A 17440-nucleotide genomic window follows, 5' to 3' on the forward strand; every position below is an offset into this window, starting at 1 on the left:
GGATGACCCTTCGGGTCAGCTGATCGTCGCGCCGCCGTCGATCACCACGGTCTGGCCGGTCATGAAGTCGCCGGCGCGCGAGGCCATGAACACCGCAGCGCCCGCGATCTCGTCGGGCACGCCGATCCGCAGCAACGGCGAGCGCGCGGTCGAGGCCTTCAGATTCTCCGGATTGTCCCACAGCGCCTTGGCGAAGTCGGTCTTGATCAGGCCGGGCGCGATGCAGTTCACGCGGATATTGTGCTTGCCGTATTCGCAAGCGAGGTTGCGCGCGAGCTGCATATCGGCGGCCTTCGAGATCGCGTAGGCGCCGAGGATGGTCGAGCCCTTCAGGCCGCCGATCGAGGAGACGATGATGATCGAGCCGTCCTTGCGCTCGATCATCTGCGGCACCACCATCGAGATCAACCAGTTGTTGGCGACGATGTTGTTGTCCAAGATTTTGCGGAACTGGTCGTCGGAGATGCCGGCGAGCGGACCGTAATACGGGTTCGAGGCCGCGTTGCAGACCAGCACGTCGATCTTGCCGAAGGCGCGGTTGCTCTCGTCGATCAGGTTCTGCAAATTTTCTTTCGACGAGATGTTGGCCGCGATCGCGACCGCGGTGCCCTTGCCGTAGGTGTCGTTGATCTCCTTTGCGACCTGGTCGCAGACATCGGCCTTGCGCGAGGAGATCACGACCTTGGCGCCATGCTCGGCCATCCGCTCGGCGATCGCACGCCCGATGCCGCGCGTCGAGCCGGTGATGACGGCGACTTTTCCCTTCATGTCGAACAAGTTCATGTTTCTCTCCCTGATGTGAATTGTTGAATTCTGCGACGGGCCGGGCTGCTGTTCACGCGAGCTTGACTTCCGGCCCCGCCGGCTGATGCATCGCTGCGTGCTTGGGATCGGCAAGCCACGGCTGCTGGTTCACCATCGGCAACCGCCAGGTCGATATGCCGGGCGCGGCGAAATGATCGAGCCGCGTCACCGAGACGTTCTCGACGTCGAAGGACAGTCCCCGCTCCGGCTGGCCGCCGAGCGCGAGGCCGATCGCGGCTTTGATCACGCCGCCATGGCCGGCGACGATGACGTCTTTACCGGCCTCCGCGGCGGTGATGCGCACGATCGCACGGCAGACGCGGGTGTAGAGATCCATGAAACTTTCGCCGCCCGGCGCGGGCTCGTTGACGTCGGCGAACCAGGCACTCCCGGGCGGACGGCTCGCGAGGATCGCGGCGCGGTTCATGCCCTGCCATTGCCCGAGATGCTGCTCGGCGAATTCGCGCTGCTGCGTCATCACGGCAGGCCTGGGAAAGCCCGTGGCCCAGATCGCTTCCGCGGTCTTGTGGGTGCGCTTCAGATTGCTCGCGTACCACACCGCGTTGCGCGGCAGGATCTTTGCGACCGCCTCGAATACCTCGGTATCGCTGGTGTCGCAGTCGATGTCTTCCTGGCCGTAGATGTTGCCGCCGTCGCTGCGCACCGGCGCATGGCGCACCCACCACCACCGCGTCACCGTCGTCATTGGCTTGTCTGCATCGGACATTCGCAAAAGCCCTTCCATCCTGTCCCGCGTCGCTGTACGTCAGAGCATACATCGTCTCAAGTGCTGCGGACGTTTGAAATTCTGTTTGAATTCCGTCGCGCGGCACGCACGACGACGCACATGATCAAGTGGACATGACCAGGGAGAAACGCATGGGCCGCCTCGAAGGCAAATCCGTCATCATCACCGGCGCCGGCAGCGGCATCGGCCGCGCGGCCTCGCTGCTGTTCACCAAAGAGGGCGCGAAGCTGATCGCGGTCGATCGCACCGACGGCGTGAAAGAGACGGCAAAGCTCGTCAGCGACGCCGGCGGCACGGTCGAGGCCGTCATTGCCGATGCCGGCTCGGAGAGCGACGTGAAGGCCTTCATCGACAAGGCGGCCAGCAAATACGGCAAGCTCGATGCGATCTGGGCCAATGCCGGCGTCAGCGGCGGCCTGGTGCCGCTTGCCGACCAGACTCCTGAACATTGGCAGGAAGTGCTGCGCGTCAACCTGATCGGCCCGTTCCTCGCCATCAAGCACTCGATCCCGCACATGACTAAGCAAGGCTTTGGCTCGATCGTCTGTACCGCCTCGGTCGCCGGCCTGAAGTCGGGCGCCAGCGGACATCCCTATGGAGCGAGCAAGGCCGGCGTCATCAGCCTGGTGCAGACCACCGCCTACTCGCTGTCCGGCACCGGCGTGCGCATCAACGCAGTTTGTCCCGGCTTGATCGAGACCGGCATGACCAAGCCGGTGTTCGACCGCGCCAAGGAACGCGGCACGCAAGACAAGATCGGCCAGCTCAATCCCCTGAAGCGTGCCGGCCAACCGCACGAGCTCGCCGCGATGGGCTTGTTCCTGGCGAGCGACGAGGCGTCCTACGTCAACGGCCAGGCGATCCCGGTGGATGGCGGGTTGACGGCGTCGATGCCGTATACGGGGAAGCCGATTTGATGCCGTAGTAGCGGTCTGGATTGTTGACGCACAACTTTCCGCACACGTCGTCCCGGCGAAGGCCGGGACCCATAACCACAGGGTTGCGTTGTTGAAGAGAGCTGCGGCCTCAGGGTCGCGCAATAGTATGCTTCGGTGGTTATGGGTCCCGGCCTGCGCCGGGACGACAATGAATTTGTTGCACCGCTTGTGAATCATACGTTCGCGTTCTCGCGACATGATTTGTCCGAGTCTTGCTGTTCGTTTCGCCGCTCTGAGAACAGAGGGCGCAGGGAAAGCCGGGTGCCGATTGCACCCATGGGTCCCGTGCAACAAAAAGCACGGGAGTAGGACCACAGGTGTAACCGGGACAACCCGGCTTTCCCTGCGCGATGGGTTACGGCTTATACGTGCTCGCCCCGGCGAGACTGGGCTTTTGTGTCACCGCGCTCGACAAGACGCTTACGCGTCTTGCGAGGGACACCTGCCACTAGGGCGTCAGGCCTGCACGACTTCACCGTCCGCCTCGCGTGCTGTCGTCACCGACACGCGCTGCGTCCACCGCATCTCACCACAACACTCCAGACGATGCGCGAGCGCCCCTCGATCGGATGAGACGCCGACATTAAACATCTGAGTTGGGGTCGGCGTCAACAACTAATTCGGAAAACACGAACACCTGCACGGCGAGGACTTGACCCGGCCGGCAAATCGGTGCCTTGAGGAGGCAACAACCTCCGCCCTCACCAGCGAGCCGGACCATGCACAGCCAACGACCCGACCGCATTCGCAAGCTATTGGCCGATCTCGTCGCCTTCGACACGGTCAGCGACCGCTCCAATTTGCCCTTGGTCGGCTATATCGAAAAATATCTCGGCTCGCTCGGCGTCGACAGCGAGCGGATCACGGACGAGACCGGGCAGAAGGCCTCGCTGTGGGTCACCGTCGGACCCGCCGACAGACCCGGCCTGGTGCTGTCGGGGCATACCGACGTGGTGCCGGTGGTGGGCCAGGACTGGACGCACAACCCGTTCGAGCTGGTCGAGCGCGACGGAAAGCTCTACGGCCGAGGCACCACCGACATGAAGGGTTTTGTCGCGGTCTGCCTCGCCATGGTTCCGGAGATGCTCGAGGCCAAGCTTGAAACGCCGATCAATCTCGCGATCTCCTATGACGAGGAGATCGGCTGCGTCGGCGTGCGGCCGATGCTGCGCGAGGTCAGCCGCAAACCGATCAAGCCGCTCGGCGCCTTCATCGGCGAGCCGACCCGGATGCAGGTGATCGTCGGCCACAAGGGCAAGCATGGCGTGCGCGCGTCCTTCCGCGGCCTCGCCCGCCACTCCTCGATCGCGCCCGACGGCGTCAACGCGATCGAATATGCCGCCGAGCTGATCATGGAGATCCGTCGCCGCGCCACGCTGCTGGCCGCAGACGCCGAGCGCGACAGCCTGTACGACGTGCCGCACTCCACCCTGCTCACCAGCATCGTGCATGGCGGCGCCGCGCTGAACATCGTGCCCGACACGTGTGTGGTCGAATTCGAATGCCGCGGCATCGGCATCACCGAATCCAGAGCAGTGACGGACGCGATCATCGCCTGGGCCAGGGCCGAGATCGAGCCGGCGATGCACGCGCGGCATCCGGACTGCGGCATCGATTTCGAGGAGATCCTCGACTATCCCGCGCTCGACACCAAGGCGGACGCTGCGATCGTCACGCTGGCAAAACAGCTCGCCGGCCGCAACGACCACGCCAAGGTCGCGTTCGGCACCGAGGCCAGCCTGTTCGTCAGCATGGCCGACGTGCCGTCGGTGGTGGTCGGCCCCGGCGGCATCGCGCAGGCGCACACGCCGGACGAGTTCGTCGAGATGTCAGAGCTTCTGAGCTGCGGCGAATTCGTCGCGCGGCTGATCGGACATTGCGCGAAGGGCTAGCGCAGCTTCGTAGGGTGGGTTAGCGCAGCGTAACCCACCGCCTTCGCGACGCGGGAAAGATATGGCGGATTACGCTTCGCTAATCCGCCCTACGCATTCACAACCCATCCGGCGGCAACCCCGGCCCGCTCGCCGCGGGGCGGAGCTTGTCGCGGATGCGCTCGCGGTAGAAGGCGTAGAGGCCGGAGGCCGTGATGATCGCGGCGCCGGCGAGCATCGCGGTGTCTGGCTTGTGGCCGAAGGCGAGATAGCCGGTCAGCATCGCCCAGATCAGCGCCGTGTAGCGGAACGGCGCGACCGACGAGATGTCGCCGGTGCGCAGCGACACGATGATGCATTGATAGCCGATCAGGATCAGCACCGCGGCGAGCGCCAGCAGGCCGGTCGCGTGACCGGATGGCGGCGTCCAGCCGCCGAGCGGGACGAGCACGAGCGCGCCCGACGTGCTGACCGTCACGGTGGTGAGCAGCGTGATGAACACCGTCGGCAATTGTTTCGGAATGACCCGGGTGGCCAGATCGCGCACCGCGCAGAAGCCGACCGAGGCCAGCGCCAGCAATGCGGCCTGGCTGAACCCCGCAGCGCCCGGCCGCACGATCACCAGCACGCCGATGAAGCCGGCCGCGATCGCGAGCCAGCGCCGCCAGCCGACCGGCTCGCCGAACACCAGTGCCGCGCCGAGCGTAATGACCAGCGGCAGCGCCTGGAAGATCGCCGAGGCATTGGCCAGCGGGATCTGCGAGATCGCGGCCATATAGGTCAGCGTGCCGCCGATCTCGCCGATCACGCGCAGCGCGACCGGGCGAATGAACAGCGTGCGGACCGGGCGCAGTGCCTTCCGGTGCACGGCGAGCGCCGCGATCAGCACGATCGCGAACAGGCCGCGGACGAGCAGGATCTCCCCGATGTTGAGCTCCGCCGACACCGCCTTGGTGATGGTGTCGTTCAGGGTGAAGGTGGCCATGGCCGCAGCCATGAACAGGCTGCCGCGGATATTCGCAGAGAGTTTCAAAATGGAGCGTCCGATAGGACAAGGGCAGGTTGACTGACCCAATCCCCTTGCCAAAGCGGAACGGCAAACTCAAGCCGTACGGCCTCATTTTGTCACGCCCTGCCCTCCCCGTGCGCGAATCGTGAGCCTGATCACATTACGATCGCTACGGGCGAGCTAGTCTTCCTTGCACGACGCCTGGTTGAGCGTCATCGCGCAAGCCAAAGGGGGTAGCCATGTCACAGCTCATCAGTGATCAGATCCTCAGCGACGCCGTTCTGCGCGCGATCTCCATCGCCACCTTCGCCCTGCTCGTTCCGCTCGGCGTCTATGTCGGCCGGATGAACGTGCGGGCCTCGCGCCGCGAGGTCGTGCTCGATCTCGAACGCCCGTTCCAGTTCGCTAAATCCGACGGCCGCCCGATCATCCTGCCGTCGTTCGAGCTGGTGAAATACAAATACGACCCCGAGTCCAACCCCGAGCGTGCCGGATCGAACAACGCCAATTCGGTCCGCTACTATCTGTTTCCGGTCGCGGTCTACGTCCTGATCGCGTTCCTCGGCTTCGAGTTCGCCTTCGCGCCGCATCCCGCCGACGGCATCGCGAACTACTTCGCGCAGCCGAAGGGATGGCAGGGCATGGTGACCTACACCTTCCTCAGCGCCTACATCTGGACGCTGCAATATCTGGTGCGAAGGATCGCGAATTTCGACCTGTCGCCGATCTCGTTCTTCGCCTCCTTCCAGCACATCGTGCTGGCGCTGTTCGTCAGCGCGGCGGTGGCGCAGAGCGGCCTGCTCGACATCATGGGCGACAAGCTCAAGATCGCGGCCGGCTTCGTGATCGGCTTCGTGCCTGATCTCTTCATCAGCGCGCTGATCGCGAAATTCCCGTGGATCCGGCTGCGCCGCGTCAGCCCGGCCAGCAAGGCGCTGCAGGAGGAGCTGCCGCTCGACATGATCCTCGGCATCGACCCCTTCATGAAGTTGCGCCTCGGCGAGTTCGAGATCGAGGACGTGCAGAATCTGGCGACGATGAACCCGATCCAGATCTTCGTCGAGACGCCCTATGGCCTCTACGAGGTGATCGACTGGGTCGCGCAGGCGCAGCTGATCCTGGCGGTGGGCCCGGCCCGCACCATCGCGCTGCGCGACATCCATATCCGCACCATCTTCGATCTCGAGCGCTGCATGGACAATCCGCTGTTGAAGGAGCGCGTCGCCTTCATCCTGCTCGGGCTCGATATCTCCAACCTCGGCAGCAACACCGCCCCCGGCGCGCTCGGCGTCGCGACCGGAAGCGAGCGCCCGCTCGATCCGGCCGACATCCTCGGCGCCGTGATCTCCTATGTCAGGGACGATCTCCATGTCCGCCGCCTCAGGCAGATCTGGGACGTCATCAACAGCAGCCTGAACGGCCGCTATCGCGAAGAAGACAATCGCGAGCTGGTTGCGAAGCCCGGCGACGGCGCCAAGGGACTGCGCAAGCCCGCGCTGGATGCCATCACGCAGCTGAAGCCGAAGAACGGCAGCGTCGACAAGGCGCCGAGCCCGATGCCTGGCGGCACGCATTGATGGCTTGACGTCGTGATGGCCGGGCTTGTCCCGGCCATCCACGTGTTCTGACGTGGCCCCAAGACGTGGATGCCCGGGACAGGCCCGGGCATGACGAGTTTGTTGGACGATCGCTCTTCGTCAACTCGACCGAAAGCATCGCCGAGCGTTACACCGCGCCGGCCTTCTGCGCGTACGCCCATGACGCCTGCGAGAGCGGCACGGTGCGCTTGGCCGACTCGATGGCCTTGGCGTTGGCGGCGGTGCCGTCGCGAATCCGGCCGGCGATACCCTGGGTGATGCCGGCGAGGCGAAACAGATTATACGAGAAGTACCAGTTGAGGTCGGGCACCTCGGTGCCGGTGACATCACAGTAGATCTGCGCGGCCTCGGCCTGGCTCGGGATGTTCAGCGCCTTGAGGTCGGCGTCGGCGAGACCCGGCATGGTCCACTGCATCAACAGATAGGTGAAGTCGGCCATGGGATCGCCGAGCGTCGACAATTCCCAGTCCAGCACCGCCTGCACGCGCGGCTCGGTCGGGTGGAAGATCATGTTGTCGAGGCGGTAGTCGCCGTGCACGACCGACACGCGCTTCTGTTCCGGCACGGTCCGCGGCAGCCACTCGGCAAGCTTCTCGAACTCGGGAATGTGCTGTGTCTCGGACGCCCGGTACTGCTTGGTCCAGCGATCGACCTGGCGCGCGAAATAATTGCCGGGCTTGCCGAAGTCGCCGAGGCCGATCTTCTCGGGATCGAGGATGTGCAATTTCGCCAGCGTCTCGATCTTGCTGGTGAAGATCTTCCGGCGCGCGTCCGGCTCCTGGCTCGGGAGTGCCGGATCCCAGAACACCCGCCCCTCTTCCATCGACATGACGTAGAATGCCGAGCCGAGCACCGCATCGTCGGTGCACAGCGCATAGGCTTTGGCGACCGGGAAGTTCTGCTTGCCGAGGGCGGCGATCACGCGGAACTCGCGATCCACGGCGTGGGCCGACGGCAACAATTTACCGAATGGCCGGCGGCGCATCACGTAGTTGCGGCCGGGGGTTTCGATCTTGTAGGTCGGATTCGACTGGCCGCCCTTGAACTGCAGGACCTTCAGCGGGCCCTGATAACCCTCGACATGTTCCCGCATCCAGGCGTCGAGACTGGCCTCGTTGACGCGATGGCGCTCCTCGACTTCCCTTGTGCCGGAAAATTCCTCGTCTTTCCTGACGCCGTCCGCCACGCTGACGCTCCCTCAACCATTGCTTCGAAAGCGCCGTTGCGGCGCTTCCTCAATCAGGCCGGCCGACCGGCCTGATTGCGCTTTTCATTGTGAGCACGATGTGCGCGCGAACGCCATGCGTTCCGCATCATGCTCAGTGCGACGTGTTTGCATACTTCCGAAGCTCGAGCCTGGCAATGGCGCGATTGTGCACCTCGTCCGGACCGTCCGCGAGACGGAGCGTGCGGATATGGGCGTAGTCCTTGGCGAGCCCGGCATCGTCGGAGACGCCGCCGCCGCCATAGGCCTGGATCGCCTGGTCGATGATCTTCAGCGCCATGTTGGGCGCTGCGACCTTGATCATCGCGATCTCGGCCTGCGCGGTCTTGTTGCCGACCTTGTCCATCATGTCGGCGGCCTTGAGGCACAGCAGGCGGTTCATCTCGATGTCGGTGCGGGCCTCGCCGATGCGCTGCTCCCACACCGAATGCTCGATGATCTTCTTGCCGAACGCGGTGCGCGACGCCAGCCGCTTCACCATTTTCTCCAGCGCCTCCTCGGCCTTGCCGATGGTGCGCATGCAGTGATGGATGCGGCCCGGACCGAGCCGGCCCTGTGCGATCTCGAAGCCGCGGCCTTCGCCGAGCAGGATGTTCTCCTTCGGCACCCGCACGTTCTCAAGCAGCACCTGGGCGTGGCCGTGCGGCGCATCGTCGAAGCCGAACACCGGCAGCATCTTCTCGACTTTGATGCCGGGGGTGTCGAGCGGCACCAGGATCTGCGACTGCTGCTGGTGCTTGGCGGCGTTGAAGTCGGTCTTGCCCATCAGGATCGCGATCTTGCAGCGGGGATCGCCGACGCCGGACGACCACCATTTGCGGCCGTTGATGACGTAGTGATCGCCGTCCTTTTCGATCCGGGTCTCGATGTTGGTGGCGTCGGAGGAGGCGACCGCGGGCTCGGTCATCAGGAAGGCGGAGCGGATCTCGCCGTCCATCAGCGGGCGCAGCCATTTGCGCTTCTGCTCCTTGGTGCCGTAGCGGATGAACACTTCCATGTTGCCGGTATCGGGCGCCGAGCAGTTGAATACTTCGGAGGCCCAGGAGATGTGGCCCATCTCCTCCGAAAGCAGCGCGTATTCGAGATTGGTCAATCCCGCGCCGTGGAATTCATCGTCCTCATGCGAGGACGGCGGCATGAACATGTTCCAGAGGCCTTCGGCCTTCGCCTTCTTCTTCAGTTCCTCGAGGATCGGGATCACCTTCCAGCGCGAGCCTTCGGCGTCCTGCTTGTCGTAGATCGGAACCGCCGGACGGACGTGCGTTTTCATGAAGGCCTGAACGCGCTCCAGCCACTCCTTCTGCTTCGGCGACAGCGTGAAATCCATGGGACGCTCCTCGTTTCCTAGACCTGGTCTTGCCTTTTGGGGCCGCACTGTCCACCCCGCCCCCACGACCCGCAAGGGCATTCACGGCGCGGTTGGCGGTGGTGTGCCAGAACGTCACCCGCTTTCTTGCGGATTGACATTTCCGGCTCTTCAAACGATAGTTTCATACAAATGTTTGAAATGCAACCGCAGCATCGGGGGTAACCCATGCCGAGCGATCAGACCCGATCCGCCATCCTCGCCGCCGCCGAGCGGCTCTATGCCGACCGTGGCTTCGGCGACGTCACGCTGCGCGACATCGTCGCCGAGGCCAACGTCAACCTCGCCGCGGTGAACTACCATTTCGGCTCCAAGGACGAATTGATCGCGGAGCTGTTCGTCACCCGCAGCATCCAGACCAACCGCGAGCGGCTCAATGAGCTGAAGGCGGCGGAGGAACGTGGCGGCGGCCGCGCTGGAATCGAGGATATCATGCGCGCCCTGGTCGGCCCGACCCTGCGCGGCTGCCTCGGCCCCGACCGCGAGGGCTCCACGGCCGCGCGCTTCATGATCCGGGCGTCGATCGAATCGGTGCCGCCGATCCGCCGCATCAAGAACCGCGAGGTCGACCACTTACGCAAATTCGCCGCCGCGATGCGCCGCGCGATGCCTGGTCGCAACGATACCGAGCTCTATTGGGGGCTGCACTTCGCGCTCGCGATGGCCCACCACACCATCCGCGACAAGGAGCGGCTGCTGCGTCTGTCGGAGGGCAAATGCGACCTCGACGACGTCCAGGGGATCATCGACCGCGTGGTGGCGGTGACGGTGATGGCGCTGACCATGGGCGAGGCCCCCGCCGGCAAGCCACCGGCGGCACGGCCGGTGGCGGTGCATGGACGGCTGACGCGGCAGGATCTTTGAGGCGCGCGCAGCCCTCACACCATCGCGATGCAGTCGATCTCGATGTCGAACGGCCCGGTCCATTCCGGGATGCAGACGAAGATCCGCGCCGGCAGATCATCCGGGAAATACTTGCGGTAGATCGTGTTGAAGGTGGCGAAGTGCTTTGCCGAGGTGCAGAAGATGTTGCACTTCATCACGTTGTCGAACGAGGCGCCGGCGGCCTCGAGGCACGTCTTGAGCTGCTCCATCACCAGTTCGCTCTGGCGCTCGATCGAGGCCCCGGCGGCGATCTCGCCGGTTAGGGGATCGAAGGGCGGCAGGCCGGAGACGAAGACCATGTTGCCGGCCCGGGTGACCGCGGACGCCGGCGCCTTCCAGCGCTCCAGCCAGATCGAGATCGGTTCGACGCGGACGACTTCTCGTTTCATGATTGACACCTTCGAACAGAGGGATCGATGGCGCCAGACTAGCACCATCGTGTCAATCATGTTTCGATATTGGTCGAAGTGTTGTGGCCCGAGGCGACGGCCCCTCCCCGTCATCCTGAGGTGCGAGCCCTTGCGAGCCTCGAAGGATCGACGGCCACCAGCCGGGCCGTGCATCCTTCGAGGCTCGCCGAAGAGGCGAGCACCTCAGGATGACGGTCTGAGGAGGGGCGCGTGATGCGCCCCTCAATAGGTCGCGTCAGACGATGCCCTGCGCCTTCAGTCCCTCGACCTTGGCGTCGTCGTAGCCGATGGTCGCCAGCACGTCCTTGGTGTCAGCGCCGAGCAGCGGCGGGGCGCGGTAGTCGGTGATCGGGGTGCCGGAGAAGGTCAGCGCGTTGCGGATCAGCGACAGGTCGGGCTCGAACGGATGATCGACCTTGACCCGCATGCCGCGCGACTGCACGTGCGGATCGGAAAACACCTGCTCGAAATTGTTGATCGGGCCCGACGGCACGCCGGCCTCCTCGAGCTTGTCCAGCCAGTAGGCGACCGGTTGCTTGAGGAACAGGCCGGCGAAGATCGCCATGATCTCCTTGCCGTGCACGACGCGGTCGTTGTTCTTGAGGAAGCGCTTGTCGCTCGCGAGCTCCGGCTCGCCGAGCACCGCGCAGGTGCGCTGGAACTGGCCGTCATTGCCGACCACCAGCATCAATTCGCCGTCGGTGCAGCGGAATACGCCGGCCGGCATGCCGCCATTGCCCCAGGTGCCGCGGCGCGGCGGCGTCTTGCCGTTGACGAGATAGATCTGCAGCCAGTGCGACAGCGATGCGATCACGGTGTCGAACAGGCAGACGTCGATATGCTGCCCCTCCCCGCCATTGGCGTCGCGATGATAGAGCGCCGAGAGAATACCGATCGAGGTGTTCATGCCGGTCATGTAGTCGACGATCGAGGGGCCGACCTTCATCGGCCCCGCGCCCGGCTCGCCGTCGAGATGGCCGGTGACGCTCATCAGCCCGCCCATCGCCTGCAAGATCGCGTCATAGCCGGCGCGCGGCGCATAGGGGCCAGTCTGGCCGAAGCCGGTCACCGAGCAGTAGATGATGCCGGGATTGATCGCCTTGATCGCTTCGTAATCGAGGCCGTAGCGCTTGAGGTCGCCGACCTTGTAGTTCTCCATCATCACGTCGGCGGTCTTGGCGAGCTCGCGGATGATCGCCTGCCCCTCGGGCCTGGCGACATTGACGGTGATCGACTTCTTGTTGCGATTGGCGCAGAGGTAGAACGAATTGTTGTTGTTCTGCTTGCCGTCGGGATCGGTCAGATAGGGCGGACCGAAGGCGCGGGCGTCGTCGCCGGTGCCGGGGCGCTCGATCTTGATCACCTCGGCGCCGAGATCCGCCAGCATCTGGGCCGACAGCGGGCCCGCGAGCACCCGCGTCAGGTCGAGAATCTTGATGCCCGAGAGTGGCAGAGCCGACATGAAAGCTTCCTCCGAATTCTTGATTGTGGCGCCGGGCCGCTGCCCGCGCGTGCCGGGACTGCGGATACACCATTTTGGCGTGGCGAGCACTGCATTGTCGGCATGAGGCCATCCGCTTGCGGCTGATGTGCGGCGCGGCGGCGGTATTGCGCCGGAACCGCTCTAACCGGCGGCCGCGGCAACCGGCAGCGACGGCGCGGGCGACGGGGCCCGCAGCCGCCGGCTCATCACACGCAACAGCGGCCGTTCGATCGCGTAGTGGATCGCACAGCCGACCACGACGGCAACGGCGATGCCGCAGACGAAGAACGCGACCGGCGACCAGGCGCCGTCGATATGCCGCACCCAGACGTCGCGGAACGGGCGCAGCACGATGGTGTGGCTGAGATAGATGCTGTAGGAGGCATCGCCCAGGATCGTCAGCCAGCGCGTCGCGGCGATATCCTTGAGTTGCGGCCCGAGCACGAGGCCGCCGACGATCAGCATCGCGGGCAGGCCTGCCGAGAACACTGCCGGCCAGTTGAATTCGGGATAGCCGAGCGCGATGCCGCCGAGCACCAGACCTGTCGCGCCCAGCCACCCGACGCGAAAGCCGCGCTGGTAGATCAGGCCGAGATGGACGCCGAGGATGAATTCAAGGATCAGGCCGTCGGTCCAGGTGAATAGTTTTGGCGTGGAGATATCGAGGTTGCGGCCGAGGATCGCGAGCGCAAGGAAGCCGATGGTCAGGATCGTAACCCCGATCCGGCGCGGCCACAGGATCGCAAAGGCAAAGGCCACGTAGAAAAACATCTCGTAGTCGAGCGTCCAGCCCTGCCCCAGGATCGGCCGCAGATCGTCGGCGGCGCGCAGCACCGGAATGAACAGATAGCAGCTGAGGATGTAGTGCCATTTGTCGGCGGGCAATTCGAGCGAGCGCGGCGCCATCAGCACGCCCACCACCATCACCGTGGTCAGGATCCAGTACAGCGGCACGATCCGGACAAAGCGCCGAAGCAGGAACGATTTCCACGCGCCCGGCGCGCCGAAGTTCTTCGTGGTCAGGATCATGATGAAGCCCGAGATCACGAAGAAGATGTGGATCCCGAACGACCACGGCATCTGCGCAAAATACGACGACGCGACGCCAGCCTTCTCGCGCAGCCATTCGGTGTGGAAATTGAGGTGATGGATCACGACCATCATCGCCGCGATGCCGCGCAACCATTGCACCGATGGAAGGATGGAAGGACCTGCACGGTCCGGAGCCTGTGCCTGCACGGACCGCGTCTCCCGCCAGTTTGCGTCTCGTTTGACCCTGGCCGTCGACACGCTATCCGCGCTGCCACTTCGTGCCAACGCGGAACGGCCCTTAACCTTAAGTGGCCTGATGTTAACTATGGCGTCCACCTGTGAAAGGTCGCGGCAACCGCGTGGAACAGTCTTAATTTTCGGTCAAGCGGCAGAATAAAATGGCACCGTCAGAGCTGCGCGTTCGGCAATCTCTGTCTGCCATAGTCAGATGCTCTGAACGACAGCACAGCGCGAGTTAGGTCGCGACCGTTCGGCAAACGGGCGCAATCGGTGCGCTTGGTGTAGCCCCGTTGAAAACTCCTCTGCGAAGCGCGATCATACCGGAGCCGGGAAGATGAATACAGCGGCGAGGTTGGCGGCATTCCTGGCTGCATGTCTTGTCGGGTTCTTCGTGGTCGCCTACCGGCATCACGGGGCGACGATCGATGCCTACCTCCATACACGCCATCTCCATGTCATGGATTGGGTGCTGCTGATCTTCGGATCGCTCTGCGTCGGTGGCCTCACGTACAACCTCTTGGCGCAGCCGGACACGTTCGATTGGCGCGGGGGCGTCTGGCTCATCATCGGCGGGGTCATGATCTACGCCGCGCTCGCAGGCAACCCCTGGCTCAAGGAAGAGGCCTGCCAGATGCTCGGCAGCCGCCATCATCACTACGACCAGCCGTGCTACTTCTGGGACAGATCGCCGGCGTCAGGCTCGGGTCAAGGGCTGCCGATGACGACCGCGCCCCACGACGTCCGCTTTGCCCGCGGAAGCGAAAGTTCATGAGCACACGTCTTACGACCCCGCGCGCCGGATCGTAATCCTGGTCTCGTCGGTGAAATCCTTCAGGTCCTTGTTCGGCTCGCGGTAGAGATGGCGTTCGATCTCGATGGCGCGGCCGTCGGTGGTCTTGGTGCAGCGCTCATCGACAAAGACGCCGCCGACCTCCTGCTTGTCGCCGGCCGGCTTCGCGTCCGCGCAGCTCCAGCCATCCTCGCCGTAGCGCGATTTGGCCTGCAAGCCGAGCAGGAACGCCTTCTTCTTCATGTAGAGCCGCGCCTTCGGATCGGTCTCGATCGTCAGCGACGCGATCTTGGCGTCCTGGTCGATCATTACGGTCAGGACCGCGGGATGGCCGGCCACCATGGTGCCTTCGCGCGCGGTGGCGCGATCGTAGTCGAAGCGGATGCCGGTGAGCTTGTCCGGACCGGCCGGGCAAGCCGACCATTGCGACCATTCCGCCAATCGGTGCGTCCTGTCGCCGACGCAGGTCAGGTTGATGTATCCCGCGTCGGGAACGCCCGTGATCGCCATCCCGACATTGATGTCGCGCAGATCTCCAGCCGTCGCCATCGCCGGCACCGCCGCCATGACGGTGGCCGCGAACACGAGGCCCCGGATTGCCGATCGCTGCTTGCTCATGGTTTTGCCTTGTCGTTTGAATCGGACGGCGCGGCGGCGTGGCCGGCCTCCTTGTAGATGTTGCAGACGCGCGAGCCTTCGCCGAAGAAGGCGATGCATTCGTCATAGCTCGGCTCGCCCTTGCCCTTGACGTGGGCCAGCACGTAATCGGCCACCGCCTCGATCTCGTTCGGCCGCAGGAAGACGTTCGCCTCCGGCGGCTTTTGGTTGCCGACGTCCTCGCGGGTCATATCGTAGCATTTCGTGGTGTCGTAAGAGCCGCGGACGAAGAACGGCATGCCGGTGCCGGGCCGACCGCAGGTGACGGTTTCGATGATCTGCTCGCGGGTCAGCTCGGTCTTGCGCAGCGACAGCGCGTCGCCGCCGTAACCACCACCGCCATTGCCGTGCCACTTGTGGCAGCCCATGCAGTTACCGCGCTTGAACACCGCCTTGCCTGCGTCGGTCGGATCGCTCGCGGATGCGGACTGCGCGCACACGGCGCCGCTCCACGCCAGCATCATCAGCGCAACAAACCATGCGCAAGTCAGCCTTGCCTGTTTCATTTTCTGCTTTCTTTCGGCGAAAACGGACGCGGGAGGCCGGCCGGGCGAACCCAAGCCTCCCGCGCTAGCGATGGTCAGAGCGCGAACACGTAGAGCATCGAGCCCGGCTGCATTCGCTTCAGCTCGGGCGTGGCGTCGATGAACCACTTGTCCCAGGCGCCGCCGAGGCCGACCAGGATCGCGACATACTGCTTGCCGTCGACCGAGAACGTCATCGGCGGCGCGTTGACACCGCCGCCGGTGTTGAACTCCCACAGCTTCGCCAGCGACTTGGCGTCATAGGCGATCACCTCGCCGGACGGCTGTCCGGAGAACACCAGATCGGGCGTCGCCAGGATGCCGCCGAGGTTCGGGAAATCGGTCTCGGCCTTGCCGGCGATCTTGCCGGTGGTAACGTCGATCGCGGTCACGCTGCCCGTGATCTTGACCGGCTGGCTCGGTCCGCCGCCGGTGAAGAACTCGCGCGCCTTGACCTTGTCCGGCGTCATCTCCTCGACCTTGATATGGTTGCAGCTCTCGATCACCGGGATGTACCAGAGCTTCAAGGTTGGATTATACGCGGTCGGCGGCCAGTTCTTGCCGCCCATGTTGCCCGGGCAGATGTCAGTTTCCTTGTTGGTCCGGCTCGGCGTGACCGACGCGTTATACTTCTGTACGCCCTGCTTCGGATCATACTCCACCGGCTTGCCGGATTCGGGATCGAGCCCCTTGGTCCAGGTCACCTTCTTCACGAACGGCAGGCCCCAGATGAACTTGCCGGTGGTGCGATCGATCGCATAGGCAAAGCCGTTGCGGTCGGCTTCCAGCGCGAGCTTCAGCGTCGTGTTGTTCGGACCGGGGACGTCGGCCAGCACGTTCTCCGCCACGCTGTCATAGTCGTAAGGGTCGTTCGGCGTGTGCTGATAGTGCCATTTGATCTTGCCGGTGTCGGCATCGAGGCCGAGCGACGAGTCGGTGTAGAGGTTGTCGCCGGGGCGATACTCGTTGTCCCAGTCGGGACCGGGATTACCGACGCCCCAGACGATCGTGTTGGTCGAGGGGTCGTAGCTGCCGGTGACCCAGGTCGAGCCGCCGCCGCTCGCCTTGGCGTTCTTGTCGTCCTTCCAGGTGTCGGCGCCGGGCTCGTCCTTGCCGGGGATGGTGTGGGTGCGCCAGACTTCCTTCTGGCTCTTCAGATCGGTCGCCGCGATCCAGCCGCGGATGCCGTATTCGGCGCCGGCGACGCCCGAGATCGCCATGTCCTTGACGATCAGCGGCGCGCCGGTGATCACCTCGCCCTTATCGGGGTCGGCGACCTGACGCTGCCAGGCCACCTGCCCGGTGTCCTTGTTGGTCGCGATCAGGCGGCCGTCGAGCGTGTGCGAGATCACGAGGTTGCCCCACAGCGCGACGCCGCGGTTATCGACGCCGCAGCAGGCGACCGCGCCGGCCCAGTCGTGGTCGGTCTTCGGATCCATCTTCCAGAGCAGCATGCCTTTGCCGCCATGGGCGTCGATCTTGTAGACCGAGCCCCAGCCATCGGTGACGTACATGAAGCCGTTCTCGACGATCGGCGTGCCTTCGAGGCCGCCATGCGCCCAGATGCCGCCGCCCTCGACGCCGCCCAGCGCCATGGTCCAGGCGACCTTCAGGTTCTTCACATTGTCCTTGTTGATGTCACTCAGGCTCGAGAAGCGGTTCGCGGAATAGTCTTTGTGGTGGTGCAGCCAGTTGCCCGTTTCCTTGTCTGCATTGAGCAGACGATCCTGACTGACGTCGTCGGCGAAGGCGAATGAGCCTCCGATGGTGCCGGCTGCCGCTACCACAGCGGCCAGCAGGGTTGGTTTGGACCAATGAAACCTTGTCATTTTTATTTCCTCCGGATCTAGCATCTTCGTT

16 protein-coding genes are annotated in these 17440 nt (G+C 64.3%); 5 read left to right on the forward strand and 11 right to left on the reverse strand.

Translation table 11 applies throughout. From position 1 onward, the window contains the following. Positions 1-15: 15 nt before the first annotated feature. Together IC762_RS22130 and IC762_RS22135 are read right to left on the reverse strand one after the other, a co-directional pair. Positions 16-783, reverse strand: coding sequence for an SDR family NAD(P)-dependent oxidoreductase (locus IC762_RS22130; RefSeq protein ID WP_195784342.1), 768 nt, complete (start codon positions 781-783; stop codon positions 16-18). A 52-nt stretch (positions 784-835) separates the two neighbouring features. Beyond that, positions 836-1531, reverse strand: coding sequence for a histidine phosphatase family protein (locus tag IC762_RS22135; RefSeq protein ID WP_195784343.1), 696 nt, complete (start codon positions 1529-1531; stop codon positions 836-838). A 152-nt stretch (positions 1532-1683) separates the two neighbouring features. On the opposite strand from IC762_RS22135, the gene IC762_RS22140 reads away from it, so the two are divergent. Next, entirely contained in the window at positions 1684-2469 is a 786-nt protein-coding gene (locus tag IC762_RS22140) for an SDR family NAD(P)-dependent oxidoreductase (protein WP_195784344.1), read from the forward strand. A 740-nt stretch (positions 2470-3209) separates the two neighbouring features. Continuing rightward, complete coding sequence (gene argE / locus IC762_RS22145; RefSeq protein WP_195784345.1) at positions 3210-4382, forward strand: acetylornithine deacetylase; 1173 nt, start codon at positions 3210-3212, stop codon at positions 4380-4382. A gap of 97 nt (positions 4383-4479) precedes the next feature. Here argE and IC762_RS22150 read toward each other — a convergent pair whose 3' ends face one another. After that, the gene (locus IC762_RS22150; protein ID WP_349629723.1) at positions 4480-5358 is read right to left on the reverse strand and encodes a DMT family transporter; all 879 of its coding nucleotides are present in this window, start codon (positions 5356-5358) and stop codon (positions 4480-4482) included. A 251-nt stretch (positions 5359-5609) separates the two neighbouring features. Between IC762_RS22150 and IC762_RS22155 the strand changes: the two genes are divergently transcribed. Continuing rightward, positions 5610-6947 (forward strand): hypothetical protein, encoded by a 1338-nt coding sequence (locus IC762_RS22155; protein ID WP_195784347.1) that lies wholly within the window; start codon positions 5610-5612, stop codon positions 6945-6947. A 148-nt stretch (positions 6948-7095) separates the two neighbouring features. Here IC762_RS22155 and IC762_RS22160 read toward each other — a convergent pair whose 3' ends face one another. Together IC762_RS22160 and IC762_RS22165 are read right to left on the reverse strand one after the other, a co-directional pair. Further along, a complete protein-coding gene (locus IC762_RS22160; protein WP_195784348.1) occupies positions 7096-8154 on the reverse strand; it encodes a phosphotransferase family protein in 1059 nt (352 codons plus the stop codon). Positions 8155-8287: 133 nt separating this feature from the next. Further along, positions 8288-9520, reverse strand: a complete 1233-nt coding sequence (locus tag IC762_RS22165) for an acyl-CoA dehydrogenase family protein (protein WP_195784349.1) — start codon at positions 9518-9520, stop codon at positions 8288-8290. A gap of 207 nt (positions 9521-9727) precedes the next feature. Between IC762_RS22165 and IC762_RS22170 the strand changes: the two genes are divergently transcribed. Beyond that, positions 9728-10423, forward strand: coding sequence for a TetR/AcrR family transcriptional regulator (locus tag IC762_RS22170; RefSeq protein WP_195784350.1), 696 nt, complete (start codon positions 9728-9730; stop codon positions 10421-10423). 14 nt (positions 10424-10437) lie between these two features. On the opposite strand, the gene IC762_RS22175 is transcribed toward IC762_RS22170, so the two are convergent. The 3 genes from IC762_RS22175 to IC762_RS22185 all read right to left on the reverse strand — a co-directional run bounded on the left by IC762_RS22175 (position 10438) and on the right by IC762_RS22185 (position 13576). Continuing rightward, positions 10438-10833 carry a RidA family protein gene (locus IC762_RS22175; RefSeq protein ID WP_195784351.1) on the reverse strand — a complete coding sequence of 132 codons (396 nt, stop codon included), beginning with the start codon at positions 10831-10833 and terminating at the stop codon, positions 10438-10440. A 256-nt stretch (positions 10834-11089) separates the two neighbouring features. Next, on the reverse strand, positions 11090-12316 hold the full coding sequence (locus IC762_RS22180) for a CaiB/BaiF CoA transferase family protein (protein ID WP_195784352.1): 1227 nt from the start codon (positions 12314-12316) through the stop codon (positions 11090-11092). 162 nt (positions 12317-12478) lie between these two features. Next, positions 12479-13576 carry an acyltransferase family protein gene (locus tag IC762_RS22185; protein ID WP_195784353.1) on the reverse strand — a complete coding sequence of 366 codons (1098 nt, stop codon included), beginning with the start codon at positions 13574-13576 and terminating at the stop codon, positions 12479-12481. 367 nt (positions 13577-13943) lie between these two features. On the opposite strand from IC762_RS22185, the gene IC762_RS22190 reads away from it, so the two are divergent. After that, positions 13944-14381 (forward strand): hypothetical protein, encoded by a 438-nt coding sequence (locus tag IC762_RS22190; RefSeq protein ID WP_195784354.1) that lies wholly within the window; start codon positions 13944-13946, stop codon positions 14379-14381. A gap of 9 nt (positions 14382-14390) precedes the next feature. Here IC762_RS22190 and IC762_RS22195 read toward each other — a convergent pair whose 3' ends face one another. The 3 genes from IC762_RS22195 to IC762_RS22205 form a co-directional block, all read right to left on the reverse strand. Next, positions 14391-15017: a hypothetical protein gene (locus IC762_RS22195; RefSeq protein ID WP_195784355.1), complete on the reverse strand. Its 627-nt coding sequence runs from the start codon at positions 15015-15017 to the stop codon at positions 14391-14393. Beyond that, positions 15014-15520, reverse strand: a complete 507-nt coding sequence (locus tag IC762_RS22200) for a c-type cytochrome (RefSeq protein WP_246801680.1) — start codon at positions 15518-15520, stop codon at positions 15014-15016. Before IC762_RS22200 ends, IC762_RS22195 begins: the two co-directional genes overlap by 4 nt. A gap of 116 nt (positions 15521-15636) precedes the next feature. Beyond that, positions 15637-17409: a PQQ-dependent dehydrogenase, methanol/ethanol family gene (locus IC762_RS22205; RefSeq protein WP_246801153.1), complete on the reverse strand. Its 1773-nt coding sequence runs from the start codon at positions 17407-17409 to the stop codon at positions 15637-15639. Between the last annotated feature and the right edge of the window lie 31 nt (positions 17410-17440).

This window comes from Bradyrhizobium genosp. L (genome assembly GCF_015624485.1).
In the GTDB taxonomy this organism is placed as follows: Bacteria; Pseudomonadota; Alphaproteobacteria; order Rhizobiales; family Xanthobacteraceae; genus Bradyrhizobium.

Excerpts from the sequence above, each read along its gene's own strand:
- IC762_RS22155 (WP_195784347.1), top strand. The coding sequence starts at position 5,610 with ATGTCACAGCTCATCAGTGATCAGATCCTCAGCGACGCCGTTCTGCGC.
- IC762_RS22130 (WP_195784342.1), bottom strand. The coding sequence starts at position 783 with ATGAACTTGTTCGACATGAAGGGAAAAGTCGCCGTCATCACCGGCTCG.
- IC762_RS22200 (WP_246801680.1), bottom strand. The coding sequence starts at position 15,520 with ATGATGCTGGCGTGGAGCGGCGCCGTGTGCGCGCAGTCCGCATCCGCG.
- argE (WP_195784345.1), top strand. The coding sequence starts at position 3,210 with ATGCACAGCCAACGACCCGACCGCATTCGCAAGCTATTGGCCGATCTC.
- IC762_RS22190 (WP_195784354.1), top strand. The coding sequence starts at position 13,944 with ATGAATACAGCGGCGAGGTTGGCGGCATTCCTGGCTGCATGTCTTGTC.
- IC762_RS22150 (WP_349629723.1), bottom strand. The coding sequence starts at position 5,358 with ATGGCTGCGGCCATGGCCACCTTCACCCTGAACGACACCATCACCAAG.
- IC762_RS22180 (WP_195784352.1), bottom strand. The coding sequence starts at position 12,316 with ATGTCGGCTCTGCCACTCTCGGGCATCAAGATTCTCGACCTGACGCGG.
- IC762_RS22135 (WP_195784343.1), bottom strand. The coding sequence starts at position 1,531 with ATGTCCGATGCAGACAAGCCAATGACGACGGTGACGCGGTGGTGGTGG.
- IC762_RS22205 (WP_246801153.1), bottom strand. The coding sequence starts at position 17,409 with ATGACAAGGTTTCATTGGTCCAAACCAACCCTGCTGGCCGCTGTGGTA.
- IC762_RS22165 (WP_195784349.1), bottom strand. The coding sequence starts at position 9,520 with ATGGATTTCACGCTGTCGCCGAAGCAGAAGGAGTGGCTGGAGCGCGTT.
- IC762_RS22170 (WP_195784350.1), top strand. The coding sequence starts at position 9,728 with ATGCCGAGCGATCAGACCCGATCCGCCATCCTCGCCGCCGCCGAGCGG.
- IC762_RS22175 (WP_195784351.1), bottom strand. The coding sequence starts at position 10,833 with ATGAAACGAGAAGTCGTCCGCGTCGAACCGATCTCGATCTGGCTGGAG.
- IC762_RS22195 (WP_195784355.1), bottom strand. The coding sequence starts at position 15,017 with ATGAGCAAGCAGCGATCGGCAATCCGGGGCCTCGTGTTCGCGGCCACC.
- IC762_RS22140 (WP_195784344.1), top strand. The coding sequence starts at position 1,684 with ATGGGCCGCCTCGAAGGCAAATCCGTCATCATCACCGGCGCCGGCAGC.